Origin of the sequence: Xaviernesmea oryzae (assembly GCF_900109605.1) — a bacterium.
Classification (GTDB): domain Bacteria; phylum Pseudomonadota; class Alphaproteobacteria; order Rhizobiales; family Rhizobiaceae; genus Xaviernesmea; species Xaviernesmea oryzae.
The window spans coordinates 89,658-111,815 of the sequence record NZ_FOAM01000017.1; the positions used below are offsets into that span (position 1 = coordinate 89,658).

Annotated in this window: 19 protein-coding genes; 9 read left to right on the top strand and 10 right to left on the bottom strand. The window is 63.7% G+C overall.

Features of this window, described 5'->3' with window-relative positions; genetic code table 11:
• Positions 1-35: 35 nt before the first annotated feature.
• From BMX61_RS19225 to BMX61_RS19235, 3 genes are all read right to left on the bottom strand, one after another.
• Positions 36-737, bottom strand: a complete 702-nt coding sequence (locus BMX61_RS19225) for a GntR family transcriptional regulator (protein ID WP_075628719.1) — start codon at positions 735-737, stop codon at positions 36-38.
• Between the two features lie 125 nt (positions 738-862).
• Complete coding sequence (locus tag BMX61_RS19230; protein ID WP_075628718.1) at positions 863-2,521, bottom strand: hydantoinase B/oxoprolinase family protein; 1,659 nt, start codon at positions 2,519-2,521, stop codon at positions 863-865.
• 4 nt (positions 2,522-2,525) lie between these two features.
• Positions 2,526-4,595, bottom strand: coding sequence for a hydantoinase/oxoprolinase family protein (locus tag BMX61_RS19235; RefSeq protein ID WP_075628717.1), 2,070 nt, complete (start codon positions 4,593-4,595; stop codon positions 2,526-2,528).
• A gap of 363 nt (positions 4,596-4,958) precedes the next feature.
• Here BMX61_RS19235 and BMX61_RS19240 point away from each other — a divergent pair, with 363 nt between their 5' ends.
• From BMX61_RS19240 to BMX61_RS19255, 4 genes are read left to right on the top strand one after another with little or no spacing between them, the layout of a single operon-like run.
• Positions 4,959-5,462 carry a GAF domain-containing protein gene (locus BMX61_RS19240; RefSeq protein WP_075628716.1) on the top strand — a complete coding sequence of 168 codons (504 nt, stop codon included), beginning with the start codon at positions 4,959-4,961 and terminating at the stop codon, positions 5,460-5,462.
• A gap of 42 nt (positions 5,463-5,504) precedes the next feature.
• Complete coding sequence (locus tag BMX61_RS19245) at positions 5,505-6,503, top strand: sugar ABC transporter substrate-binding protein (protein WP_170854982.1); 999 nt, start codon at positions 5,505-5,507, stop codon at positions 6,501-6,503.
• Complete coding sequence (locus BMX61_RS19250) at positions 6,503-8,074, top strand: sugar ABC transporter ATP-binding protein (protein WP_075628714.1); 1,572 nt, start codon at positions 6,503-6,505, stop codon at positions 8,072-8,074. Before BMX61_RS19245 ends, BMX61_RS19250 begins: the two co-directional genes overlap by 1 nt.
• Entirely contained in the window at positions 8,071-9,060 is a 990-nt protein-coding gene (locus tag BMX61_RS19255) for an ABC transporter permease (protein ID WP_075628713.1), read from the top strand. Before BMX61_RS19250 ends, BMX61_RS19255 begins: the two co-directional genes overlap by 4 nt.
• A 70-nt stretch (positions 9,061-9,130) precedes the next feature.
• Here the strand turns inward: BMX61_RS19255 and BMX61_RS19260 are convergent, their stop codons facing one another.
• On the bottom strand, positions 9,131-10,585 hold the full coding sequence (locus BMX61_RS19260) for an NAD-dependent succinate-semialdehyde dehydrogenase (RefSeq protein WP_407703800.1): 1,455 nt from the start codon (positions 10,583-10,585) through the stop codon (positions 9,131-9,133).
• A 110-nt stretch (positions 10,586-10,695) separates the two neighbouring features.
• Between BMX61_RS19260 and BMX61_RS19265 the strand changes: the two genes are divergently transcribed.
• Entirely contained in the window at positions 10,696-11,481 is a 786-nt protein-coding gene (locus BMX61_RS19265) for an IclR family transcriptional regulator (protein WP_075628711.1), read from the top strand.
• Positions 11,482-11,506: 25 nt separating this feature from the next.
• On the opposite strand, the gene BMX61_RS19270 is transcribed toward BMX61_RS19265, so the two are convergent.
• The 6 genes from BMX61_RS19270 to BMX61_RS19295 all read right to left on the bottom strand — a co-directional run bounded on the left by BMX61_RS19270 (position 11,507) and on the right by BMX61_RS19295 (position 17,556).
• Entirely contained in the window at positions 11,507-12,283 is a 777-nt protein-coding gene (locus BMX61_RS19270; protein WP_075628710.1) for an inositol monophosphatase family protein, read from the bottom strand.
• A 199-nt stretch (positions 12,284-12,482) separates the two neighbouring features.
• Complete coding sequence (locus tag BMX61_RS19275) at positions 12,483-13,355, bottom strand: glycerophosphodiester phosphodiesterase family protein (RefSeq protein WP_075628709.1); 873 nt, start codon at positions 13,353-13,355, stop codon at positions 12,483-12,485.
• Positions 13,356-13,511: 156 nt separating this feature from the next.
• A complete protein-coding gene (locus BMX61_RS19280) occupies positions 13,512-14,375 on the bottom strand; it encodes an ABC transporter permease (protein ID WP_075628708.1) in 864 nt (287 codons plus the stop codon).
• Positions 14,372-15,229 carry an ABC transporter permease gene (locus tag BMX61_RS19285; RefSeq protein ID WP_075628707.1) on the bottom strand — a complete coding sequence of 286 codons (858 nt, stop codon included), beginning with the start codon at positions 15,227-15,229 and terminating at the stop codon, positions 14,372-14,374. Before BMX61_RS19285 ends, BMX61_RS19280 begins: the two co-directional genes overlap by 4 nt.
• 1 nt (position 15,230) lies before the next feature.
• A complete protein-coding gene (locus BMX61_RS19290; RefSeq protein ID WP_075628706.1) occupies positions 15,231-16,268 on the bottom strand; it encodes an ABC transporter ATP-binding protein in 1,038 nt (345 codons plus the stop codon).
• A gap of 67 nt (positions 16,269-16,335) precedes the next feature.
• A complete protein-coding gene (locus BMX61_RS19295) occupies positions 16,336-17,556 on the bottom strand; it encodes an extracellular solute-binding protein (protein ID WP_075628705.1) in 1,221 nt (406 codons plus the stop codon).
• A 246-nt stretch (positions 17,557-17,802) separates the two neighbouring features.
• Between BMX61_RS19295 and BMX61_RS19300 the strand changes: the two genes are divergently transcribed.
• The 4 genes from BMX61_RS19300 to BMX61_RS19315 all read left to right on the top strand — a co-directional run bounded on the left by BMX61_RS19300 (position 17,803) and on the right by BMX61_RS19315 (position 22,141).
• A complete protein-coding gene (locus tag BMX61_RS19300) occupies positions 17,803-18,933 on the top strand; it encodes an ROK family transcriptional regulator (RefSeq protein WP_075628704.1) in 1,131 nt (376 codons plus the stop codon).
• A gap of 308 nt (positions 18,934-19,241) precedes the next feature.
• Positions 19,242-20,381: an extracellular solute-binding protein gene (locus BMX61_RS19305; RefSeq protein WP_075628703.1), complete on the top strand. Its 1,140-nt coding sequence runs from the start codon at positions 19,242-19,244 to the stop codon at positions 20,379-20,381.
• A 15-nt stretch (positions 20,382-20,396) separates the two neighbouring features.
• A complete protein-coding gene (locus tag BMX61_RS19310) occupies positions 20,397-21,281 on the top strand; it encodes an ABC transporter permease (protein ID WP_075628790.1) in 885 nt (294 codons plus the stop codon).
• Positions 21,278-22,141, top strand: coding sequence for an ABC transporter permease (locus BMX61_RS19315; protein ID WP_083639540.1), 864 nt, complete (start codon positions 21,278-21,280; stop codon positions 22,139-22,141). Before BMX61_RS19310 ends, BMX61_RS19315 begins: the two co-directional genes overlap by 4 nt.
• The last annotated feature ends 17 nt before the right edge of the window (positions 22,142-22,158 follow it).

Genomic DNA, 22,158 nt, shown 5'->3' on the forward strand with positions numbered 1-22,158 from the left:
TTAGAAGCCCTGACTTGCTGCACGGCCTGGATGCATCAGAGGCCGTCGATCTCCACCGCCCGGTTTAGATGACGGGCAACATAGTCCTGGATCTGCCGCACGATCTGGGCCGCATGGGCGGTTGCCAGACGGTCGGCCTCGTCGACATCGCCGGCGGCAATAGCGGCGATCATCTGTTCGTGCTCGTCGACATATTGACGCGGCAGCCTGTCGTCAAAGGTCTGGTAATAGAGCCGTAGGATGCGCCGGCCCTGGTCGAGAAGCCGGGCGAAGAAGGCGCTGTAATAGGGATTGCCGCCGAGATCGGCGATAGCGACATGGAAGTCGCGGTTTGCTTCGATCATGGCATAGGCGTCGCGCACCTCGACAGCCTGGGTGAAGGCGCGCTGCTGGGTGTGGATCTCGGCCATGTCAGCCAACTTGCCACGCGAGGCGGCACCGCGCGTAGTCACGCGATACATCAGCGTCAGCGCTTCGAAATAGGTGGGCAGTTCGGCAAAATCGATAGGTGCGACGATGGTGTTGCGATTGGGCAGGGTTGTGACCAGCCCATCGGCCGCCAGCTTGACCAGCGCCTCGCGGATCGGCGTGCGCGACATGCCGAAGCGTTCGGACAGGCGCACCTCGTCCAGCGGGCTGCCCGGCCCGAGCGCCATGGAGAGGATCTCGTTGCGCAGTGCCGTATAGACGCTCTGTGTTCCCGAGCCGCGTGTGCGCGTCAACTCGCCTGCCGTCAAAGCTCTCGTCCCTTGATCCGATTGATCGATGCGCTGCCCTACATGGTTTTTATCGCGATGGGTATGGTCAGAATGCACGTCGTCGTTTGTAAAGGCCGGGCACAGGTCGCCCGGCCTTCACGCGCTTATTCGTCGTAGCCATAGACCGTGCGGGCGCGCTCCGGCGTCAGATAGCCATGGCGCAGGTCCTCGGCGATTGCGTTGCGCGCACGCTTCTTCGGGTCGCCATAGCCGCCGCCGACGCCGGTGACGACATGGACGACATCGTCCCTGTTGAGAGGGATGTTGGTGCCGAAGGAATAGCGTTCCGGTGCCTTTCCGGGGCGCAGCACCTCGACATAATTCGGCGTCCCGTCGCGTCCCCCCGCGACACCCCAGGGTGGCATGCGCGAGCGGGTGTAGCCGACCGACAGGAAATTGTCGTTGGCGCGCACGCGGTAATGGACGGAAATGCCCTTGCCGCCGCGAAATTCGCCTTCGCCCCCTTGCGCCGGGTTCAGCGCCATATGGTCGACCGTCAGGCCATAGCGCGCCTCGGCCACCTCGGCCGGGCAGTTGAAGGTCTCGCCATGGAAGCCGGAGAAGATCGCGGCATTGCCGTCGCGCCCGTTCCAGGCGCCCCAGCCGCCGAGCTGCGGCTCGACGATGGTGTAGTGCCGCCCTGTATCGGGATGCTTGCCGCCGACCACCGTGCCGCAGATCGAGGCGAAATTGCCCGCCGGAACCAGGCCTGGAAAATGCGTGGCCAGGCAGCGCAGGATCAGGTCGAAGAGGCGAATTTCCACCTCCGAGTAATAGCCGAGCGCGCCGGGCTCCACGACATGGAAGATCGAGCTGGGTCGGGTGATCACCTTCAGCGGCCGGAAGAAGCCGCCATTGCCTGGCGCCTGGGCGTCGGCCACGGCCTTGAAGGCGAGCTGGGCTGCGATCTCTACACCTTCGCGGCTGGAATTGCTGGAGCCTTTCTGGTCCGGATTGTCGCGCAAATCGACGCTGAAATGCTCGTCGGTGACTTCGATGATGATCTTGTGGATGGCGCCGTCGTCCTGCTCCTCCTCGAAGGTGAAGGTGCCTTTGGGCATGGTCTTCAGGGCCGCGCGGGCACGCCGCTCGCCCAATTCCATGAAGTCGTCGATCGCGGCGGTGAAGGTATCCGCGCCGTATTTCTCCACCAGTTCGAGAATGCGCCGCTCGCCGATGCGCACGCCGGCAATGCCGGCCCAGAGGTCGCCGCGCAGATAGTCCGGCAGGCGGGTGTTGACATAGAGAATGTCGAAAACCGCCTGATTTGGGCGGCCAGCCTCGATCAGCTTGACGGCGGGAATGCGCACGCCTTCCTGGAAGATTTCGGTGGCTTCCGAGGACATGGAGCCCGGCACATTGCCGCCGACATCGTTCCAATGGGCGATATTGGCGGTCCAGGCGACGATCCGGCCTTCGGCGAAGACCGGCATGGCCAGGATCATATCGTTGAGATGGGTGACGCCGCCCCAATAGGGATCGTTGGAGGCGAAGAGATCGCCGGGCTGGATCGTCTCGGGCGGATGCTTCTCGATGATCCGCTTGACCGCCTTGTCGAGCACGCCGACGAAGGCCGGGATGCCGGCGCCGGATGCGGCAATCTCGCCCGCCGCATCGCAAATGCCGGTGCCGAGATCGAGCACTTCATAAATGATCGCGCTCATCGAGGTCTTGCGCTGGGCGACGAACATTTCGTCGGCCACAGCTTCCAGCGCGTTCTGGATGATGTCGAAGGTGACGGGGTCGTGGGTCTTCTCGGTCATGGCGTCAGCCCCGGATTTCGATATGGGTGTTGCCGAAGGCGTCGATCGAGACGCGGTTCTTCGGATGGATGACGATGGTGGTGCCGGGGTCTTCGATGATCGCGGGGCCGCTGAAGGTCATGCCGGGCTCCAGCTTCTCGGCGTCATAGATCGTCGCCTCATGCACCCCTTCGGTGGCGTAATCGACCGGGCGGCGGCCCTTGATCGCCTGATCGAGCGTCAAGCCGGTGACGGGCAGGGCGACGATCTCCAGCTTGCCGACCTCGGCGCGGGCGATCAGATGCAGGCCGACGATCTCGACGGGCGCATCGAGACGATAGGTATATTCCTTCTCGTAGATCGCGTGGAAAGCCTCGATCATCCGCGCGACCGCTTCGGTATCGAGACCATCCGCCGCGACCGGCACTTCGACCGAATGCTCCTGGTTGCGGTAGCGCACCTTGAGGAAAGGCTCGACCGCCACCTTACCTGGCTCGACATGTTCCGCCGCGAATTGCGCAACCGCATGATCGACCGTTTCGGCGATCAAGCCATTGAGACCGGCCAGATCGGTTTCGTCCATCAGGCGGGTGACGAAATAGTCGCGGCGCAGATCGCTCATCATCATGCCCCAGGCGGAGAAGACCGAGGCGCCGCGCGGCACCACGACCTTCTTCACACCCAGTTCCTGGCCAAGGCCGACGGCATGCATGGCGCCACCGCCGCCAAAGGCGACGAGGGTGAAATCGCGCGGGTCGTAGCCCCGGTTGAGCGAGACCAGCTTCAGCGCATTGACCATGTTGGAATTTGCGATGCGGATGATGCCGCGTGCCGCTTCGATCGGGCTGACGTCGAGCTTGCGCGCCACATCGGCAAGGGCCGCATCGACGGCGGCCATATCGGCCGCCACCGTGCCGCCGCAGAAATAATCGGCGCTGATGCGGCCGAGCGCCAGATTGGCGTCCGTCGTCGTCGCCTGCGTGCCTCCGCGCCCATAGGCTGCCGGGCCGGGCAGGGCGCCGGCCGATTTCGGGCCGACATGCAGCTTCTGGAAATCATCGACCCAGGCAATCGAGCCGCCGCCATTGCCGATCTCGACAAGATCGACCACCGGCACCATGATCGGATAGCCCGAGGATTTGCGGTCGCGCTCGATCCAGTAATCGGTCTTGATGCGCACCTGGCCGTTTTCGATCAGCGAGCATTTCGCCGTCGTGCCGCCGATGTCGAGTGCCAGCACATTCGGCTCGCCGATGATCCGGCCTAGCTCGGCCGCGCCCCAGAAACCGGAGGCCGGACCGGACTCGACCATCGTGATCGGGATCGCACGGGTCGATTCGAAACTGTCGACGCCGCAATTGGACTGCATCACATAGAGCCGGCCTTTATAGCCCTTGTCCGTGAGTCCGGTTTCGAGCCGTGCGAGATAGCGCTCGGCCGCCGGCTGGACGTAAGCCGAGAGCACGGCGGTCGAGGAGCGCTCATATTCGCGCCATTCCCGGGTGATCTGATGCGACGAGACCACGGAGACCTCGGGCCAGAGGCGGCGGATCTCGGCGGCCACCGCCTGCTCATGGGCGGGATTGGCATAGGCATGCAGAAAACAGATGGCGATGGCCTGCACCTGTTCAGCCTTGAAATCCTCAAGGATCGCCGGCAAGCCCGAAAGGTCGAGCGGCTGCATTTCCTGCCCGCGATAATCCACCCGGCCGGGAATTTCGCGGCGCAGATAGCGCTCCACGAAGGGCGCCGGCTTTTCATACATCAGGTTGAAGAAGTCCGGCCGATTGCCTCGGGCGATTTCAAGCGTGTCGCGAAAGCCCTTGGTGGTCAGAAGCGCGGTGCGCGCGCCCTTGCGCTCGGTCAGCGCGTTGATGACGACGGTCGTGCCATGGGCGAAGAAATCAGCCTGCGACAGCGGCACGCCGGCCTTGTCCAGAACATTGAGCACGCCCTGTTCGAAATTCGGCGGTGTCGTATCCGACTTGGCGGTGCGGATCGTCTGCTTGCCGGTGGAAAGATCGGTTTCGAAATAGACCAGGTCGGTGAAGGTGCCGCCGACATCCGTGGCTATTCTCAGAATCGTGTCGCCCATTGAAAATCCATCATGTTGCAGAGGATCAGGCAAGCCTGCCCTTCGCCATTAAACCGCGCGGAAAGGGATCGCGGATCAGCCGCAAGACCATCCTCAAGGACGGCCTCTTGTGCAAACGCTACATTGCATCCAAAATGTCGACAAGGATCTTTTTGCGTAAAAACGGCGAGATTTTTAGCCTTCGCATAGAGGCTGGGTCACGGTGCAAGCGGCGTTGCGAAAAAAGCTTTTTGTCTACATAGGCTTACGTTTCGATGGCTGCTGCGTCGGTGAACTGCTTCGAAAAAAATGATCGAACCGTTACGACAGGCCTTGTCGACAAACTGAATGCGAACTAGCCTTGGGACAAATTGGAGGTGTTCCATGTTGCCAGACGCGGCTGTTCAAGCCTTCCTCACGGCAGTGCGGTTTGAAGATCCTGATCGGGCTTTTGCAGCCTTTGCGGAGCTCGTTCGCGCCGCGCTCGGCACCAGGCTGCTCACGGCATCCGTCTTCGAGATCGAGGGCGAAAAGGTGACGGAGGGGCGTTCGCGCCGCATCTATACCGACAATGCCGAGGCCTATCCGGTTGGCGGCTTCAAGCCGATTCCCGACAATGCCTGGACCGATATCGTCCTGCGTCGTCAGGAGGTCTTCTCGACGCTGTCGATCGAGGAGATAGCCGAGGTCTTCTTCGACTGGGAGCTGATCCGCTCGCTCGGCTGCGAATCCAACGTCAACGTGCCCGTGGTCGTCGGCGGACAGGTGATCGGCACGATCAACCTGCTCGATGCGGCCGGGAGCTATACGGCCGAGCGTCTGGCGCCGCTGCCGGCCCTGATGCCCTACGCTATCATTGCCTTTCTGCTGGTGACGCGGCCTGTCTGAAGCCGGCATTGCTTGAAAAACAAGAAACAAGGGAACATGCGAATGAAACTGAGAAACAGTCTCCTCTCTCTTTTGGCGCTCGGCACCGCCGCGCTGACGCAGCCAGCCATGGCGCAGGATAGCTACCGGGTCGCGTTCCTCGCGGCCTCCAGCCAGAACGGCTATAATCAGGCGATCTATGATGGCATCAAGAAAGCCGCTGCCGCGCAGAAGGGCGTCGAGGTGGAGATCTTCGACGCCGCTTTCGATGCCACCAAGCAATATTCGCAGGTGGAAGACCTGATCGCCGGCGGCCGGTTCAACGCCTTCATCATCACGCCGAACGACACGGTCGGCATCGCTCCGGCCCTGGAAGAAGCGACCGCGGCGGGCATCAAAGTGGTCACGGCGCTGTTTCCCGTCGGTCCCAATCTGAAAGACATGCAGCCGCAGGTGAAGGGTCTGACGTCCACCGTGGCCGAGGATCCTGCCCAAGGCGCGACCGCGCAAGCCAATGCCGTAGTCGATTACTGCAAGGACAAATCTCCCTGCCGGGTCGTCGTCATGATCGGCCAGCTCATCTACCCCTTCGACAATCTGCGCTACGAGACCTTCAAGCAGGTGCTCGGCCAGCACGCCAATATCCAGATTGTCGCCACGGGCGAGGGCAATTACGATCCTGACAAGTCGATGACGGCGATGCAGGACATTCTCCAGGCCCATCCGGATATCGACGCTGTTCTGTCGAATGCCGACCAGCATCTGATCGGCGTCGAGATCGCCCTGACGGATGCCGGCAAGAATCCGGACGATGTCTTCCTGATCGGCGGCGGTCTCAACCAGATCACCGTCGATGCGATCCGGGCGGGCAAGGTTGATGCGACGCTGGCGCAGTTTCCGGCCAGCATGGGGGGCGCCGCGCTCGACAGCGCGGTCAAGGCCTTGAAGGGCGAAACGCCGCCGACCTGGATCGATCCGACCACGCTTGGTGCTGCGCCCCAGATCGTGACCAAGCCCTGGCTCGATCAGCATCCAGACTTTAAGGCGGAGTGGCAGGGCTGATGGCGGCGGCGCAGCCAGCCCCGGCGGCCGGCGCGCAGAGCCCGTCCGTCCATCTCTCTGGCATCGAGAAGAGCTTTGGCGCCGCCAAGATCCTGCATGGGGTCTCCTTGAGCTTCCAGCCAGGCGAGGTGCACGCGCTGATCGGCGAGAACGGCGCCGGCAAGTCCAGCGTCGGCAAGATCATCGGCGGCTATTATGCCGCCGACAAGGGTGTGGTGGAGATCGGCGGCATGCGGCTCGACCAGGCGACGCCGCGCCGCGCCATGCAGTTCGGCGTGGCGATGATCCATCAGGAGCTGCAGCTGGTGCCGCAGCTGACCGTCGCGCAGAATGTCTTTCTCGGCCTTGAGGACAATGTTGCCGGCTTTCTCACGGGGTCCGACAACCGCCGCTTCGCGGCCCTGGAGGCCCGTTGCGGCTTCGGGCTCGATCCGCGCCGCAAGCTCGGCGATCTCGCCATTGCCGATCGGCAGAAGGCCGAGATCATGCGCGCGATCGCCCGCGATGCCCGCATCATCATCATGGACGAGCCGACCTCCTCGCTGACCGCTGACGAGACCGAGCGGCTGCACAAGGTCATCGCCTGGCTGCGCGACGAAGGCCGGACGATCATCTACGTCACCCATTTCCTCGATCATGTGATCGAGGTGGCGGACCGGGTGACGATCATGCGCGATGGCCGCGTGGTGCGAACGGGCACGATCGCCGGCGAGACCAAGGCCTCGTTGGTGGAAGGCATGCTGGGCGAGAGCGCCGAGGTTGCCTATCCCGACCGGCCGCCGGCACCGTCTCCCGATCTCGCGCCCCGGCTGGAGCTTTCCGGCGTATCGAGCGGTGCGGGCCTGAAAGAGGTGAGCCTGTCGATCCGACCCGGCGAGATCGTCGGGCTGATCGGGCTGGTTGGGGCCGGGCGCACCGAGGTGGCGCGGGCGATCTTCGGGGCGGATGGCCTGAGTGCAGGTGCGATCCGGCTCGACGGCGTAGCCTTGTCGAGCCTCAGCCCGCAGGCCGCCGTCAAGGCCGGTATCGCCCTGGTGCCGGAGGACCGGCGCAAGCAGGGCCTGGTGATGACCCAGCGCACCCGGCCGAACATGAGCCTGCCGCATCTGGAACGCATCAGCCGCTTCGGCTTTCTCGACATGGCCGAGGAGAAGCGCCGCACGCGCGCAATGATCGACCATTTCGGCATCGTGCCGGGCGCTGTCGATGGCGAGGTCGCCTATTATTCCGGTGGCAACCAGCAAAAGGTGCTTCTGTCCAAATGGGCCTATGGTGCCCCGAAGGTCATGATCCTGGACGAGCCGAGCCGAGGCGTGGATATCGGCGCAAGGCGGCGCATCCATGATTTCATCGTCGAGCTGGCACGCGCGGGCGTCGCGGTTCTCCTGATTTCCTCCGAGCTGGAGGAGGTCATCAATCTGTCCCATCGCGGCTATCTGATGAGCGAGGGCCGGGTCATCGGCGAGGTGGATTGCGCCTCGATCACACCCGACCAGGTGCTCTACCGCCTCTTTCACGTCGGCGATACGCCCGCCGCGCCCAGCCACGAGCCCCAGGGGCCTTCCTCATGAGCGTCAATCCCATTTCCTCCCATTCCAGCGCCGACAAGGCAGCGACCGGCAACAGGCATTTTTCCGCTGGCGCCTTCCTGCGTGATTATGGCGTGCTGATCATCATCGTTCTTCTGATGTTCGCGCTCACGCTGCTCAGCCCGTCCTTCCTCAGCCTGCGCAATCTCCTGAACATTCTCAACCAGAGCGCCCCGCTGGCCCTGATGGCGTCGGCGCTGACGCTGGTGATCATCGCCGGCGGGTTCGATCTGTCGACAGGGGCGATCTTCGGCGTCGCCAGCGTCTCGGCCGCTTGGCTTGCGGTAACCGTGGACCCCTATCTGGGCATGGTGGCCGGCCCGTTGATCGGCCTCGTGCTCGGCGTGGTCAACGGCCTTGTGATCACGGCCTTCAATGTCCACTCCTTCCTGGCAACGCTCGCCTCCAGTCTCGTCTATCGCGGTATCGCAGTGCTGATCACCGGCGGTGCGCTGATCCCGGTGCGCATGGAAGAATTTGCTTGGCTCGGTCGGGGGCGTGTCGGGCCGGTCAATATCGCCGTGCTCGTGCTGTTCGTCTTCGTGATCGTGATGATGGTGCTCTTGAACCGCACCACCTTCGGTCGCCGGGTGATTGCGGTCGGCGGCAATGAGGAGGCGGCGATCCTGTCGGGCGTGCGCACCTATCTGGTCAAGATCGCCACCTTCGGCCTGTCGGGATTTGCGGCGGGGCTCGCCGGCATCATCGCCGTCTCGCGCATCTCCATGGGCCAGCCGCAGGCGGGCGCGGGCATGGAGCTCGAAGCCATCGCCGCCGTCATCCTCGGCGGTACCAGCATCTATGGCGGGGCGGGCGCCGTCTGGCGCTCGATCGCTGGCGTGCTGCTGCTGGCCTTGATCGGCAACGGTTTCAACATCCTTAACGTCAATCCCTTCTTCAAGGATTTGACGACCGGCCTGATCATCGTCGTGGCCGTGGCGCTGAGCGCGGGCAAGAAGCGGCGGTAGCCTTCCCTTCCAAAAGATAAGGCCGACGCTTGCGAAAGCGCCGGCCTTATGCCGTCCAACCGCCTGTGGATCAGCCGATGGCTGTGCAGAGATATTTGATCTCCAGATAATCCTCGATGCCGTAATGCGAGCCTTCGCGGCCGAGGCCGGACTGCTTGACGCCGCCAAAGGGGGCGACCTCGTTGGAGATCAGGCCGGTATTGTGCCCGACCATGCCGTATTCGAGCGCCTCGGCCACGCGCCAGACACGCCGCGCGCTTTCCGTGTAGAAATAGGCGGCGAGACCGAATTCGGTGGCATTCGCCATGGTGACCGCCTCCTCCTCGGTGTCGAAGCGGAAGACGGGCGCAACAGGCCCGAAGGTCTCCTCGCGCGCCACCCGCATGGACTGCGTAACACCTGACAGAACGGTCGGCTCATAGAAGGTGCCGCCCCGTGCATGCCGCTTGCCGCCGGCCAGCACCTTCGCGCCCTTCTCCAGCGCATCGGCCACATGGGCCTCGACCTTCTCGATGGCGTCGTCATCGATCAGCGGGCCGATCGAGACGTTCGGCTCGGTGCCAACGCCCACGGACAGGCTACCCACGCGCGCGGCGAGCTTTTCGGTAAAGGCCTCATAGACGCCCGACTGCACATAGATACGGTTGGTGCAGACACAGGTCTGGCCGGCATTGCGATATTTGGAGGCGATCGCGCCTTCCACCGCCGCGTCGAGATCGGCATCGTCGAAAACGATGAAGGGCGCATTGCCGCCCAGTTCCAGCGACAGCTTCTTGATCGTCGGGGCCGATTGCGCCATCAGAATGCGGCCGATTTCGGTGGAGCCGGTAAAGCTCAGCTTGCGCACGATGTCGCTGCCGGTGAGAACGCCGCCGACGGTCTTCGCATCGCCTGTCACCACCTGGAAGACCCCCTTGGGCAGGCCGGCCTGTTCGGCCAGCACGCCGAGCGCCAGCGCGGTGAGCGGCGTCTGTTCGGCCGGCTTGACGATCATGGTGCAGCCGGCGGCCAGCGCCGGGCCGACCTTGCGGGTGATCATCGCCGCCGGGAAATTCCAGGGCGTGATCGCGGCACAGACTCCGATCGGCTGCTTCAGCACGAGAATGCGCTTGTCGGTCTGCGGCGAGGGGATCACATCGCCATAGACGCGCTTGCCCTCCTCGGCGAACCACTCGATGAAGGAGGCGGCATAGAGCGCTTCGCCACGGGCTTCCGCCAGCGGCTTGCCCTGTTCGAGGGTCATCATCAGGCCAAGCTCGTCGGCATGGGCGACGATCAGCTCGAACCAGCGCTTGAGGATAGCGGAACGATCCCGCGCTGCACGCTTCGACCAGTCGGCAAAGGCACGCTCGGCCGCCGCGACAGCCTCTTCCACTTCCGCAGCGCTCAAGGAAGGCACACGGCCGACCTCCGAACCATCGGCCGGGTTGGTGACGACGATTTCCTCGCCGCTTGCAGCCTTGCGCCATTCGCCATCGATCAAGCAGGCACTGCGCGTGAGCGCACTAGGCATCTGCGTCATGATTTTCTCCACTGGTTGTTCAATATATTGAACTCGATTCCATATGATGAAATAATGCAGAGAATGGGCGGCAAGGTCAAGCCGCCGGGCTGAATGAGACGGAAGGGGACGATATGGAGCGGCTGGAACAGACAGGCGAGGGACAGCTGACGGTGCCGGCGCTGAGGCGCGCGGTGGCAATCCTCGATCATCTCGCCACATGCGGCGAGCCGGTGTCTCCGGCCACGCTGACAAAGGCGCTAGGACTGCCGAAGAGCACGGCGCATGGGCTCATTCTGGTGCTCGATGAACTCGATCTCATCGCCCGCACGCCGCAGGGCTTGCTCCGGCTCGGGCCGCGGTCGCTGCGCTGGTCGAACGCCTTTCTGGCGCAATCCGATTTGGTCGAGGAATTTCGCCGACATCTGGCCGCCGATGAAAGCCTGAGCGACCATAGCGTGACGCTCAGCGTGCTGGATGGGACGGATGTGGTCTATCTGGCCTGCCGCAACGGCGCCGCGCCGCTGGGTATCACCTTCCGCATCGGCATGCGACTTGCCGCGCCCTTCACGGCGACGGGCAAGGCGATGTTTTCCGGCATGGCGGACGCGGATGTGCGGCGGATTCTGAAAGGCACGTGGCCGGATCTTCTGACGCCGCGCAGTGTGGCCTCGCTCGACGTCTTTCTTGCCGAGCTGGAGGCAACGCGTGCGCGCGGCTATTCGATTGATGACGGCCAGGTTCGCTTGGGCATGGCCTGCGTCGGCGCAGCGGTGCGGGATGCTCAAGGGCAGCCGGTGGCCGGTGTGGCCTTGAGCTTCATGGAAGGCGAAGCAAGCCCGCAGACGCTCGACCGGTTGGGAGGCCGGCTGCGCGGGATCGCCGAGGCGCTCTCGCGCAGTCTTGGCTGGGCGGGCTGAGGGCCGGCCGCAAGGCTCGTTTTTCTCAGCCGGCGATCTCAGGCCAGAGCGGCTCGACAGCTGACAGCAAAGTCGGTGTGCCGGCGGCGATCCATTCGTGACCGTCTCTATTCCGGCCGATGCGTACGTCCAGCCCCGCCTCGCGCGCCAGCACGGCACCGCCGGCAATGTCCCACATGGTGGTCATGGTCTGGAGATGGCCATCGAAAATGCCGCGCGCGGCATAGACGAGCGACACTGAGGTCGAATGAAAGCCCTCGACGATCCATTCCGCCTGACGCAGGCCGACCTGGAAGCGGGCAGCGGCCTCGAAATCTTCCTGCGGATGATCGCCGAGAGAGACCACACGGATATCGGCGATCGGTTCGGGTCGCTTGAGCGCGGCACCGTTACAGAATAGGCCGGTGCCATCGGCGGCAGCATACAGTCGATGCTCGGCCGGCATGGCGACGACGCCGAGTTCCGGCCGGCCGGCGCGCACAAAGCCGAGCGAGATGCCCCAGAGTGGCGAGCCGCGCAGGAAATTGGAGGTGCCGTCGATTGGATCGATGATCCAATAGGCCTCGTCCGCCGCGCCGCCGAATTCCTCGCCGCAGACCGTTTCGCCGGGAAAGGCGGCGGCCAGTTTCTCGCGAATGAAGGTTTCGACGGCCGTATCGGCTTCCGAAACGAAGTCCTGCGCTGCGGCCTTGGTGCGGGTGGCGATCCTGTCGCGGCTTTCGAAGAAGGTGAGCGCGATCGTCGCGGCTTCCTCGATGATCATCGAGGCGGCGGACAGCCGACCGAGATGGGGGTTGCTCATGGTTCCAAATCCTTTCGAACCGCTCCACGGGGAGAAGCGGCATGGGTCAAAATTGCGGCGGGCAACTGATGCTGCATTGTCGCGGCGCGCCGCTGCCCGAAGCGGGCAGAATGGCGTGTGGCCGCCATCGCGCCGCTTCTTCATCCTGATCATGACAGGTCGATGACATCCTGTCGTCAGACAGCCTGTTATGAGACCCCTATCCCTGGCGTGCCGCAAGCCAGGCCTTGAAGGCCTCGTTCGTGTCGGTCTGGATCGCGCCGGCGCCTGCCTCGATCAGCCGCCCCCAGACGGCGTCGGGCTCCTGGAGCGCGCGGGTGTCGTTGAGGTCGAGATTGTGTGAGCAATCCAGGGTGTTGATCCACAGCCGCACGCCCCGACGCTTCAGCGTATCGCGCGCGGCGTCGAGATCGGCGAGATCGGTAAATTTCACCTCGATCATCTGTACGTTGAAGGCATCGAGCCAGGCGAGGTCTTCGACGAAACGGCCGGGACGGGCCTTCATCAGCGGCATATGCGGCAGCGTGCCATACCAAGGTGCATCCCTGAGCGCGGCGCGTTCCTCATCCGTGTTGATCGGGCTCTTGATCACCACGTCAGCCTCGCTGCCAAGCCGCTTGACGGTGGCGACCACGGCATCGAGATCGCGAGCATATTTGGTGTCGAGGTTCAAGACGACCCGTCCGCGCGCTTCCTCCAGCGCTTCTTCCAGCGTGGGGATCTGCTCACTCGTGATCTCGGCGGTTTCGCCGCCATCGCAGGCCCGTAAGGTGGCGGCGCGCACCGTGGCGAAGGGCAGTTCGCTGACGGTGCCGCTGCCGGTCGAGGTGCGGTCAATCGTTTCGTCATGCATGATCACGAGATGGCCGTCGGCGGTCGACTGGACATCGACCTCGACGATTTCGACGCCCAGCGCGATGGCATCGCGAATGGCGGGCAGGGAGTTTTCCGGGGCGCTGGTCCAGACGCCGCGATGGGCGACGGTGAGGATCGCCGGATTGGACAGATCCAGCAGGGGCAGGGTGGCAAGATCACGCGCGGCGGCGATGGCGGCAGTCTGGGAGAGGGACATGGGCAGATCTTCAACGTGGGGAGGTTGCGGTAGGAAGAGCGGCGGATCGCAACCGATAGCGCGTCGCCGCTCCAGCGTGGTTGGGTATCGGCAGGATCTGCCGATCGAAGACCTGCCGCGCCCGGGCCTTTCAAAGCCGGACCGCGGCAGGAGGGGTCACATCTTGCCCATGCCGGCGGCCATGAGGTCGTCGCGCAGAACGCGGCCGGCGATGACGAAGATGATGAGGGCGGGGACGAGCAGCAGAAAGGCCACCACCGAGGCCATCGGCAGCTGCATCGAATAGGGATCGAGATACATGTAAAGTCTGACAGGCAGGGTCTGCACCGCCGGCGCGCCGACGATGAATGTCTTGTCGAACTCCTCGAAGCTGGCGACGAAGGAGAGCAGGCCGCCGGCCAGCAGGCCGGGAACGCAGAGCGGCAGGATGATATGGATGAGCACGCCGAAGGTGCCGGCCCCGAGCGAGCGGGCGGCATGGATCAGTTCCTGCGGAATACCCTCCAGCGTCGCCGTCATCAGCCGGATCATCAAGGGCAGCGTGCCGACGATCTGCACCAGGATGACGCCCGATATCGAATAGGCGAGGCCGAGGCTGAGAAACAGCCGGCCGATGCCGACGGCGACGACGAGACCAGGAATGATCATCGGCGCCAGGATGAAGATTTCCACCAGCCGCTTGGCGCGGAAGGGAATGCGGGCCATGGCCCAGGCCGTTGGCAAAGCGATCACCGCCGTGGCCAGCGTCACCACCACCGACACGAACAGGCTGGTGAGCCCGGCATTCAATATGTCCGAATTGGAAAGGACCGCCGCCCAGCGCTCGCCTGTATAGGCGGCTGGAACGATGTTGGGCGGCGACCAGCCGTCGGCCACGCTCCAGAGGAACATCAGGGCCAAGGGCAGGAGGACGGTCAGGCCGAGGGCGGTGAAGAGGCCGAAGGCGATCAGCGGACGGTCTTCCTCGGTGAAGCGGATGCGCTTTTCGCCAAGCGGGACAGGGGCTGCGATCGCGCTCATCGTTCGTCTCCCGTGACAGCCTGCGGGCCGATGCGGTGGGTCAAGGTGTAGTAGGCGATCAGCACGGCGATGGCGAAAGCGCTGAGAATCATGCCCATGGCGTAAACCTCATGGAATTTGCCGTTCTTGAAGCCCTCGACCATCAGGACGGAGAGCGGGCGCGCCGATGGCGGGCCGACGAGATCGGGTATGGCATAGGATCCCATCGAACCGATGAAGGTGAGCAGCACCGCCGCGCTGATGCCGGGCATGGCGAGCGGCACCTCGACGCGCAGGAAGGTCTGCAGCCGCGAGGCGCCGAAGGCCCGGGCGGCAAGCCTGAGATCCTCGGGAATGGCGGCAAAGGCGCTGGTGATGATCAGCGTCATGAACGGCACCTGTTTCCAGGCCGAGGTGAAGATAACGCCCAGCCCTGCGTCATCGCGCACGATCTTGGGCAGCGACAGGCCGACATGGGCGAGGACACGATCAAGGAAGCCGCCCTGTTCGGCCAGGATGATGACGGCCAGCGCTGCGATCAGGCTCGGCACCGCCAAGGGCAGTTTGTAGAGCCCGTTGAACAGCTTGCGGCCGATGAAGGACTGGCGGATCAAAACCGACAGCGGAACCGATAGCGCCAAAGAGACGAAGACCGGCGCGAGACCGTAATAGAGCGAGGTGGTCAACCCGCGCACCATGCTGGGGCGCGAGAAGGCCCGCTGATACCACATCAGGGTGAAATCGCCCTGATCGGTCACAAGGCTTTCGCGCAGCGCCTGGAAGAGCGGCGTGCCGAAGAAGAACAGGAGATAGCCGACACCGGGGGCGAGCAGCAGGAGAAGCTGCAGCCGGCGATCGTTGAAGAGCGCCGTCATCTCACGCCGCCTCCACCGAATCGCTCTCGACGAGCAGGTGCTGCAGGCCGTCGATGGCGATGGCAACGCGCGCGCCGGGTTCAAGGATCGGCTCGGTGCCGGACCGGGTCACTTTCAGCTCCATGCCGGCGACCTTAACCAGATGCAGTACATTCGAGCCGAGGAAGGTGGTCGAGGTGACCTCGGCCGGAGAATGGTGGGCCTTCTCCAGGCGAATGGCCTCAGGCCGAAGCGCCATGCGGGCAATGCCGTTGCGCTCCTCGGTCAGGAGAACCGGATCGCCGTCCCAGGGCAGCGCCGCCTGAAGGCCATGGGCGCGTACAGGCACCAGATTGGTGAGCCCCAGGAAGCCGGCGGTAAACGCATGTTTCGGCCGGCGATAGAGATCGACGGGCGAGCCGCTTTCCACCACGCGCCCCCCATTCATGACGAGGATGCGGTCGGACATGGCCATGGCTTCCGCCTGGTCATGGGTGACGTAGAGGCTGGTGGCGCCCACCTTGCGGTGGAGGTCGACCAGTTCTGCGCGCAGGCTGTCGCGCAGCTTGGCGTCGAGATTGGACAGCGGCTCGTCAAACAGCATCAGGCTCGGCTGCATGACGATGGCACGCGCTAGCGCCACGCGCTGCTGCTGGCCGCCGGAAAGCTGGCGCGGCATGCGCGCCGACAGCGCCGTCAGATTGCAGATCTCAAGCGCATGGGCGATGCGGCGCTTCTGCTCGGCCTTGTCGACGCGCTTCATGCGCAGCCCAAAGCCGAGATTCTTCTCCACCGACATATGCGGAAACAGCGCATAGGACTGAAAGACCATGGCGATATCGCGCGCTTCGGGCGGCAGCGGGTCGATACGCTTGCCGGCCAGATGGATCTCGCCCGAACTGGGGCGGGAAATGCCCATGAGGATGCGCAGCAACGTGGATTTTCCGCAGCCCGACGGGCCGAGGATGGTGATGAACTCGCCCTTGTCGACCGAAACGGAGACGGGGTGCAAGGCGCGGCTGGGACCGTAGTCCTTGGTGATGTTCTGGATGTCGAGCATGGCGTTTCCGGCTCCTTCGAACGGGGCTCGGGGAGCGCGGCTTGCGCCGGCTCCCCGAAGCGCCGGCTCAGTTGCTCAGCACCTTCTCGTCAAGGGCTTCGCCAAGTGCCTTGGCCATGTCCCAGAACACCGAGGTGCTCAGGCGCGGATAGACGGCGTCGGGCAGCAGATATTGGGCGGTCTCCGGGTTGATCTGGCTGCTGTTGAGGTCGGTGCGGGGCGAGCGCGAAGCCTTGTTTTCGAGCTTCCAGGCCTGAAATTCCTTGCTCATCGCCAGATCGATCAGAAGCATGGCGGCAGCCGGATGCTTGGCATCGGCGGCGACGATGAAGGCATCGCCCGAACCGACCTGGCCCTTTTCGAGCAGCGTCAGGCGGAAACTGTCGGGCAATTGCTTGCCACGAATGAAGGTCATCACCTGGTCTTCCCAGACGGTGCCCATATGGAGCTTCTGGTTGTTGATCAGGTTCAGCGTGTCGGCATTGCCATTGGTCAGTTCGGCCGATTTCATCAGGCGGCGGTAATAGTCCCAGACCGGCGTGAGGCAATCGGTCGACATCGCCCATTCCTCGGCCTGTTCCAGCGTCTGGCTGGTGTCGGTCAGCTTGGCGCGGCATTCGCCGGTCAGCGTGTTCAGCGCCAGGGAATAGATGAAGCCGCTGCCCGATCCGCCCTTGGCCGGCAGGGTGATGCCGAGCTGCTTGGGATGCTTTTCCGCCCAGACGATCAGGTCGTCGAAGCTCTTCGGCACCTCGTCAGCCTTCACGAAGGCGCTGTCGTAGCCGATGGCGGTCTGGTTGAGATGAACCAGCGGGAAAGCGCCGCCATGGGCGCGGCCGAAGACGTTTTCGGCAAGGGCCGGATCGTAATGGTCGAAATTCGGCAGGATTTTCGTCAGAGGCACATTGCCGAGAACGCCGGTGGACGAGAGCAGCGGAAAGCTGCCGCCGCCGGCGAAGAAGGCGTCGACAGGCGCATCCTGACCGGCCTGGTGAACGGCGATCAGCTGCTGGTTGGCCTGGTCGAGATTGACGTCGTTATAGGCGACCTTGATGCCGTATTTGGTCTCGAAGCGGCCGATCAGCTCCTTCCAGACATCGCCGAAGCTGCCGGCAAAATTATACATCGTCACGGTGCCTTCCTTTTTGGCGGCGGGGACGACGACCTCGTAGAAATTTTCGCGCGTGACCTTGGAGAGGTCGACATCGAGATTCTTCAGGTTGCTGTCGGCAGCCAGCGCAGGAGCGGCGACACTGGTGAAGAGAAGGGCAATCAGGGTGCGGGACATGGAAGCGGCCTTTCGCGAGGAATGATGGCCTCTATTATTACACACGACGTGTAATATTTATGACAGCTATATGAAATATGCGATGGAGGCAACAGCACCGATGCCGGCTCGCGCGCCGCTTGCGCCCTGCATGAGGACGTTCTAAAGCCTCAGCATGTGGCCCATGGCGTCGTCGCGCGACGCCCGCCTGTGCCGCGTCCAGCTTTGTCTTTGCGGTTTCCCGCAGGCTCCGGCAGCAGGCATGCGATGATCTCGAATGATGACTTGAGGGTGCCCATCAGCGACAATGAGCGGATGATCCTGGATATCGTTCGCCGCTCCATGCCGATCGGACGATCCTCTATTGCGCCCCGCACCAATCTCACCCAGCAGTCGGTTCATCGGTTGATCGAGGGGCTGATCGAGCGGGGCTTTCTGCGCATCGGCGCGCCGCTGAAAGGCATGCGCGGCCAGCCGAGCCCGACGATCGAGCTTGCGGCAACCGCAGGCTATTCCGTCGGCATTTCGGTCAACACGGATTCCGCCACGCTTTGCCTTGCCGATTTCTGTTGTCGGATCGTCGAGGAGGAGGAGCTGGAGATCGGCCCTCAGGATCGCATGCGCACGCTGGATGCGCTGAGCGAGCGGCTCGCGGCGATGATGGCGCGCCATTCCATCGCCCGGTCGCAGCTGATCGGCCTTGGTTTTTCGATTTCGGGATTCTTCGTCGATGAGGGCCGCGCCTTCAACGCGCCTGAGCCCTTGCGCGACTGGTCGCTGATCGATCTGAAGCCGATCCTCAAGGCGCAGTTCGGCCTGCCGGTCTGGATGGACAACAATGCAACAACGGCGGCTGTCGGCGAAAGCCTGCGCGGCGCCGGGCTCTGGTGTTCCACCTTTGCCTATCTCTCCTTCAATTACGGCTTTGGCGGTGGCCTGATCCTCAATGGCCGGCCCTATCATGGCTTTCACGGCAATGCCGGCGAATTCAGTGGCATCTACGAGCCGGAGGAGGCGCATCATCGTCCAGCCCTGCAATATCTGCTGCGCGCGCTGCAAGCCGAAGGCGTCGATGTGGGTTCTGTCGAGGATATGCGCCGGCGCTTCGATCCGGCATGGCCCGGCGTGGAGGCCTGGCTCGACCAGACCATGCCGCTCCTCAACCGGCTGGTGGCGACCTTGGTCACCGTGCTCGACCCGCAGGCCATCGTCTTTGGCGGACAGCTGCCGCGCGCTTTGGGCGAGATGATGATCGCGCGCGTGCGCATGCCCTCGTCGCGGCCGCATCGCTATAATGCGCCCCCCGCGGAAGCGCGACTGGTGCTGGCCGAGACTGCCGGCGATGCGGCCGCCATCGGCGCAGCGCTGATGCCGCTGAAGATGATCTATTTCCTCTGATCTCGGCTGCGTTTCCGCCTCACGGGATGCCGCGACTTGTCGCCATCTCGTGCTTCCACGGCGAGAGGGCCTTTCGCCTGGTAATGGTCGGTTCTCCTCTGTCGAAACGTTCCATTCAGAACCGAAGCGCCATTTTAGCATCGCCCTTGCTTGTGCGTTTCTCTGTCATCCCCCTGTCATCGCCCGCAGCTAGCAAGGCCCCGCTGTCCCGGCGCGGCGGACCTTTGCTTTCCGGCAGGAAACCGCCGCATCCCGGACGACGCCCTTTTTCCTGACCCGTCTGCGCCCCCGCACTGGAGACCCGACCGATGAACAGACGCGATTTCCTGATCACTTCCTCGGCCGTCGCCGGCCTCTCCCTCATGCCGCGCCTGTCGCTGGCGGCAGCCGGTGCGGTCGATGCCTATTGCGGCTCGGACAAGAACGTCCTTGATTTCTGGAACAACACGGTTCTGCCAGGCTTTGCCAAGGCCTATCCGGACATCGCCGTGAAGCTGACGGATGCCGGCAACAACAATGGCTTACGCGCCATTGCCGATCGCGGTCTCGCCGCGCTCGCCTCCAAGGCCGATCCGCAGGCCGATCTGTTCGAGACCTTCGATCCGCTGCTGCCCAAAGGCGGCATCGAAGCCGGGCTCTGGGTCAAGGCCTCCGAGGTCAAGGGCCATGAGCGCGTCAACCCTTTGGCGATCGACAGCGATTATTCGCTGCCCTATCGCGGCTCGCAGGTGCTGCTGGCCTATGACACGACCAAGCTCGCCGCCAAGGATGCGCCCAAGACCTGGGAACAGCTCGTCGCCTGGATCAAGGCCCATCCCGGCCAGTTCGTCTATAACCGTCCGGACAAGGGCGGCTCGGGCGGCAATTTCGTCCGCCGCGCCATCCATGAGGTAAATGGCCGCGACCCCGGTGCCTTCACCGTCAACAACTATAGCGAAGCAGCCGCCGCCAAGATGCTGCCGCCGGCCTGGGATGTGCTGAAGGACCTGGCGCCGTCGCTTTATGAAAAGGGCGCCTATACGGCCGGTAATACCCAGTCGATCCAGCTGCTGGCGCAAGGCGTCGTCACCATGGTTCCGGTCTGGTCGGACCAGGTGCTCCAGGCGATTCATCAAGGCGTGCTGCCGGAGACGACTGGCCTCGTCCAGCTTTCCGATCTCGCGCTCTGCGGCGGCTTTGCCCATGCCACGATCTTTGCCAATGGTGCGCACAAGGATGGGGCCATGGCGCTCGCTTCCTTCTTGCTGACGCAGGAAATCCAGGAAGCCGTGATCTCCGAGCTCGGCGGCTTCCCCGGCGTTTCCTGGGATCATCTGTCCGATGCGATCCGCCAGAAATATGCCGATGTCATCCCGGCCTCGATCCCGGTCTTCCCGTCTGGCGATTGGGAAAAGGCGGTCAATGATGGCTGGTACCGCAACGTCGCGCCAACCATCAGCCGCAGCTGATCCGCCTTGATGGCCATGCTCTCATCAACTCTCCCGGCGCGTGCGCGCGCGCCGGCATATGGCGGTGCCATCATCGGTCTGGCGCTCGTGGCCATGCCGGTGCTGCTGCTCGGCTGGCTGATCCTCTATCCCATCCTTGCCGCGATTGTAGAGACGATGTTTCCCGTCGGCGCGGACGGCGCGCGCGGCTTTTCGCTCGCCAGCTACCGCTTCTTCTTCAGCGATGACTACAGCCTCGCCAATCTCAGGGTGACGCTGTGGACCACCTGTGTCTGCGGCCTCCTCCTCGTGCTCGTCGGCTTGCCGATTGCGCTCTACCTGCGATTTTCGCGCGGGCGTTTCGCGTCCTATGTCCAGGCCTTGGCGATCTTCCCGATGTTCGTGCCGTCGATCATCCTGTCTTATGCGCTGATCCGCACCATCGGGCCGAATGGCACGGTCGATCTCGTCCTCAACGCGCTTGGCCTGCCGAAGCTGCCGACGCCCTATCTCACCCCTTGGGGGCCGGTCATCGGGCTGGTCTGGGACAATCTGCCTCTGACGGTGCTGATGCTGACGGCGGGCCTCGGCCAGATCTCCAACGCCTCGGTCGAAGCGGCACGGGATGTCGGCGCCGGGCCTTTGCGCGTTCTGGTCTCGATCATCCTGCCGCGCATGGGCAATTCGCTGCTCGTCACCCTGTCTTTCGCCGTGCTCGGCATCTTCTCCGCCTTCACCCTGCCTTATGTGCTGGGCCCGGCCTCGCCGGAAATGATGGGTCCCTTCATGGAGCGCACCTTCTCCGACAACAACGACCCCCTGAACGCGCTGACCCAGGCCGTGATCAGCTTCGGCTTCTGCCTAGTCTTCGGCCTGTTCTATGTCCGCTCCATCGCCCGCAACCGGGAGAGCCGCCGATGAGCGCCGTGCCAAACAGGCCGTCGGCCCGCACTGCTGTGCCGCCCAAACGGACGGTCCGTCAGCCGTTCGACTGGACTGGGCTGCTGTTCGCACTTGGGCTGACGCTGGTCATCGTCGTGCCGCTTCTGGTGGTCGGCACCTGGGCGTTTACCGAGGTCTGGCGCTATCCGTCGCTCATCCCCCAGCAGTTCGGTCTGCGCTTCTGGAGCCAGACGCTGGCGCGCGCCGATGTCTGGAACGCGCTGTTCCTCAGCCTGCGGCTGACAACGGTGGTGACCGTGCTTTCGGCCATCATCTGCCTGCCGGCAGCTTATGCCTTCGCCCGGCTCAGCTTTCCCGGCCGCAACCTGCTGTTCCTCTCTTTCCTGGCCTCCCATGCCTTCCCGAAATTCGGGCTTCTCGTGGCGATCGCCGGCATATTTCTGCATGTCGGGCTGATCGCCACCTTCTGGGGCGTGGTGTTGATCCAGCTGGTCAGCACGCTGATGCTGATGATCTGGGTGCCGGTCTCCGCCTTCCAGGCCGTGGACCGGCGAATGGAGGAAGCCGCGCGCGATGCCGGCGCCGGACCTTTACGGGTTTTCTGGTCGATCACCCTGCCGCAGGCCGGCCCGACGATTTTCGCCGCCATGCTGATGACCTTCGTCAACACTTTCTACGAAACAGAGGGCGCCTGGCTGATCGGCGCGCCGCAGATCCGCACCATGCCGGTGCTGATGATCAGCTTCATCAACAACCAACTCGTCGTTCAATATGGCGCCGTGCTCTCCGTGATGCTGTGGGTGCCCTCGCTTCTGGCCCTGATCTTTGCGCGGCGGGCCGTGGGAACCGGAGCCTTTGCCCGCGGCTTCGGCGCCTGAGGCGGACCGTTTGACAG